Consider the following 4,429-nt stretch of genomic DNA (forward strand, 5'->3'; position numbering starts at 1 on the left):
GTCAACTCTGAATCTAAGTTTTCAGTTTTGGGTGTGAACAGAAGATACAGGCAAGGAATAACCACCAACGCAATCAGCGTGGCGGCAAGCAAGCCGAAGATAATGGCACCACACAACGGCATCCAGGTTGGATCGCTGAACGCAAGCGGAATCAATCCAATGATGGTAGTGATGCTAGTTGTAAGAACCGGACGGAGACGATCGGCAGCGCCTCGTGCGGCTGCTTGTTTGACCTTCATCCCGTCTTGCTGATAGCTATTCATCGTATCAACCATGACGATCGCATCATTTACCACAATGCCAACCAGCGCAATCACGCCGATAAAAGCAGTAAACGAAAACGGAATGCCCACAAGAAAGAAGCCGCCAACGGTGCCAATGAGAGCAAATGGAATTGCCAGTAGAATGATAAACGGCTGTCGAAATGAGCCTAATTGCAATACCAGCACTGCAAAGACTAAGAAAACAGCAATTCCCAACGCTTGACCGGCTGAACCGAAGGTTTCTGCTTGATCTGCGGTTTCGCCCCCAAAGCTGTAGTTATAGCCCTGTGACCACGATCGCTTCATTTCTTGTAGCTTCGGTTCCAAATCTGCCAGAATCTCACCTACAGTGCGATTTTCGTTCTTCGCCAGCACGGTTGCTGTCCGTTGTCCGCCGCGTCGAGTGACTAAAAGCGGTGCTTCTGCCTGAACTGTATCTACAACCGCCCCGGCTGGAATCACTTTCCGATCCGAGTTGTTGGTAAAGAATCGGACTGCAAGCAGTTCATCGCGGCGGGTGGGACCACCTACTCTGCCGTTTCGAGATGCCCAAGCGGTACTGAGACGGATTTCCAGGTCTTCTTGATTGCCGCCGATCGCATAGTCTCCCACATCGATCGATCGGGTGTAATACTGTGCCTGCGATGCCAGTTCGTCTTCACTCAGGTTGTAGAACGAAAGCGCCTCACGTTTGGGAATCAGCCTGAGATCCTGTTCCAAAGCGCCTAAGTTATCGCGCACGTCGGTTGTACCCGCAACTTGCCTGAGTGCCATCTGCACTTCTTGGGAGACTTGCCGGAGTTCATCTAGATCGCTACCCGTAATCTCGATCTGAATCGGGTCGCCACTTTGCCCCGATTGTTGAGCATTAAGAACCAGCGTTGCACCGGGATATTGGCGGATCGCGGTTTGTAGCTCATTACGGAGTGTATCCAGATATTCAAACGAAATCATGTCGCGTTTGTCTCTAGGAACGAGGATGCCTGAAAACCCTAGCAAGTAGCTACCTTCACCCGGCTGTAGTTCGCCAGAAGCGACTAAATTACTGCGTTGCCCCACATACTTGATTACGCTGTCAATGTTCTGTTTTTCCCGCAGCGTTTTCCCTAAGTCATCGGCAACCCGTTGAGATACGTCCAGGGTAGTTGTAGGCGGAAGTTCGACGTTGACGCTAAAGTTGCGTTGGTCGCTTTGGGGAAAGAATTCAATGGGAATACGGCTGAACGTTGACATGACGCAGAAGAAGATAACGATCGTACCAATCACCCATGCCCAGGCAACCTTTTTATTTTTAACGGTGTGATTGATGCTCCAGCGCGCCCAGCGATCGGAAGCGACTTCGCTCATGCGATCGACGCGAGATTTCTTTTCAACGCCTTTGACATTGCCCAACAGATAGCGAGAGAGGGGAACATCAATTAGAATCGCGATCGTAAAACTCAATATCAAGCAAATAATTGCTGTATAGGGCAGCAGTTGAATAAACTTGCCTAACGTACCGCTAATGGTTAAGAGAGGGAACAATGCCAAAATTGTAGTTAGCTGTCCCGAAAAAGCAGCAGGCGCATAGGTTTTGACGGTCTTCAAAGCGGCTTGATTAAAGCTCAAACCTTGAGCAAAGATGAACTCGTGCATTCCTTCCATCATCAGGATGAACACATCAACTAGAATGCCCAATGCCAGCACCATGCCGATGAGTACCATGTTGTTGAGCGTTTGTCCGGTTAGCCACAGGACTGCCAGTGTTCCTAAAAACGTCAAGGGAATCGAAAGTCCAGCAATCAAAGCTTCACGCCAGGACAGAGCGACGAATAGAATGGCAAACACTGCTGCCATTGACTGCAACGCATTGGTAAACAAATTGCCCAACTGTTCCCAAATAATGTCTGCTTCGTTAGCGATAATGCTGTACTCTAATCCGCTCACCCAAGCATTGGGATCTTTCTTAATTTGCTCCATTGCAGCGAGAACGCGATCGATTACCTCGATCGAATCCTGTCCCGGCACTTTTTTGATGCCGACGCTAACAACAGGCTGATAGTCTTTGCCCTCTGTGCTGATGAAGGCGCGGGTTTGTTCTTGCTCTAGTTCTCGGTTGACCGTGGCAAGTTCTTCGAGGCGTACCACTCGTCCTTCTAGCCGCGTGATGGGGAGTTCTCGTAAATCTTTGAGTTCCCGAAATCGACCGTAAAAGCGCACTTGCGACCCGATCGCATCACTTTCGATCGCGGCTAAGGGTACATCTCGATTCGCATTGCGAATTTCAGTCGCAACCGTGGCGGGTGAAATGCCCAGATTCGCCAAGCGAAACGGGTCCATCTGAATACTGACTACCTCTTCACGAGCACCGCCCAGATTCACTTCGCTCACTCCTGCCACTCGTTCTAAACGGTCTTGAATCCCTTTAGCAGCTTGAGAAATTACCGTCGGGTCGATGTTGCCGAACAGCGCCAGCGTCAGAATTGGGGCATCATTCACCGAAGACTGCCTGACCACGGGCTGTTCAGCGTTCGCGGGGAGCTTCGATTCTGCTTGAGAAACGGCTTGGCGCAACTCTTGGACTGCCTTGTCCGGATCGGCTTGTGAGTTGAACTCCACACTGATGACAGAGTAGCCCGTATAGGAAGCACTCTGAATTTTGCTGACGTTTTCGACCGAAGTGATTTCGGTTTCTATTTTGCTAGTGACCTGTTGCTCGATCGTTTGAGGATCGGCACCGCCCCAGGTCGTCGTCACGCTGGCAACCGCGATATCGATATCAGGGTTGGACTGCTTCGTCATGGAGAAATAGCCTAACCCGCCACCGACCACCATCAGCAGACTGAGTAGGATGGCAAAAATCGTGTTGAGAATAAAAAATTGAGCCAGACCGGAAGGCTTCTTGGAGGTGGGAGGTTGAGGATCGCTCTGAGGCTGATGACCGTTTGGGTCAGCGCGATCGACCTCTGATAAAGGTTTGAGTTCGCTCATGACTACTTTTGATTCCCTTCAACGACCTGAACTGACGCGCCGTTAACGAGGCGATTTTGTCCCTCAGTGACTACCAAATCTCCGGCTGCAACCCCTTCTTTAATTTCTTGCTCAGCAATTCCGGTAATGCCTAGCTCGACCTGTCGCTGTTCGACCACCCCCTTTTGAGCGACAACAAACACGTAGGGAACCCGATCGCGCCGCACGACCGCATTCAGGGGAACAACAACAGCATCAGCGTTTTCTGCGATCGCAATCCACGTTAAGACCTGTTCGCCGTGCCGTACAGCATTGGTTGTCGTCGGATTCAGCCTAATTTTGGCTTCGATCGCGCGTCCGCCCGGACTAATTGCCGGATTTACTGCAAAGACTTCACCCTTGGCGCGGGCATTCGCCGTTAGCGCTTCGCTACCGCTAGTTTGGGGTGAAGCCGTCGCCAGGGCGGATTTTGAAGCCACGAGAGCCTCTTGCCCCGATCGTACTCGTTCGCCATTCGTCCCCGGCAACTCAACCTGCACTTCGTAGCGGTTCGGATCGATGATCACCATTGGAATCCGCTCTAAGATACCCTGATAGTCGCCTCCCAGTTGAGAACTGACCGATTGCGGCGTAAAATATTCTCCTTCTGAGATGTTGAGGTAGGCAACAATGCCATCGAAAGGAGCCACAATGCTGGCTTTTTCAAGGGCAACTTTGGTTTGCGAAAGGCGGGCTCGGGCGGTCTTAATGCTAGATTGCTTTGCCTGCGCCTGTTTTCGTGCCGCGCTCACCTGTGCCTGTGCCGATAACACCTGTTGCTGTGCCGATTCTATCCCTGCACGCGCCGTTTGAATCTGGGTTTCAGCTTCAGTCAAAGTGTTTCGGCGTTGGTCAAGCTCTATTTGAGGGGCAGCCCCTTCATTGACCAAATAGCTGTAGCGATCGACATTCGTTGCTGCGAGCTTGCGACCGGATTGTGCATTTCGCAGTCGCGCTTGCGCTTCCTGTACCTGAGTGCGGGCTTGCGCGACTTGTGCCTGAACTCCTGCAATGTCTGCGTTCGCCGCCGCTTGCTGTTGCTGTGCTTCGGAAACAGCAGCTTCGGCTTGACGCACATCTGCGACTAAGTTGCGATCGTCCACACGGGCAAGCAGTTCGCCCTTCGTGACGGGATCGCCTTCGCGGAGTCTGCGTCCATCCCGATTCGCAATGTACGT

Annotated in this window: 2 protein-coding genes; both read right to left on the reverse strand. The window is 51.7% G+C overall.

What is annotated here, in order from left to right:
* Positions 1–3,233: efflux RND transporter permease subunit (locus WBA89_RS21150; protein WP_424409223.1), on the reverse strand; the 3,233-nt coding region annotated here is incomplete at its 3' end.
* 2 nt (positions 3,234–3,235) lie between these two features.
* A partial coding sequence (locus WBA89_RS21155) for an efflux transporter periplasmic adaptor subunit (RefSeq protein WP_424409225.1) occupies positions 3,236–4,429 on the reverse strand: 1,194 nt, incomplete at its 5' end.

The organism is Microcoleus sp. (assembly GCF_049646505.1).
Classification (GTDB): domain Bacteria; phylum Cyanobacteriota; class Cyanobacteriia; order Cyanobacteriales; family Microcoleaceae; genus Microcoleus.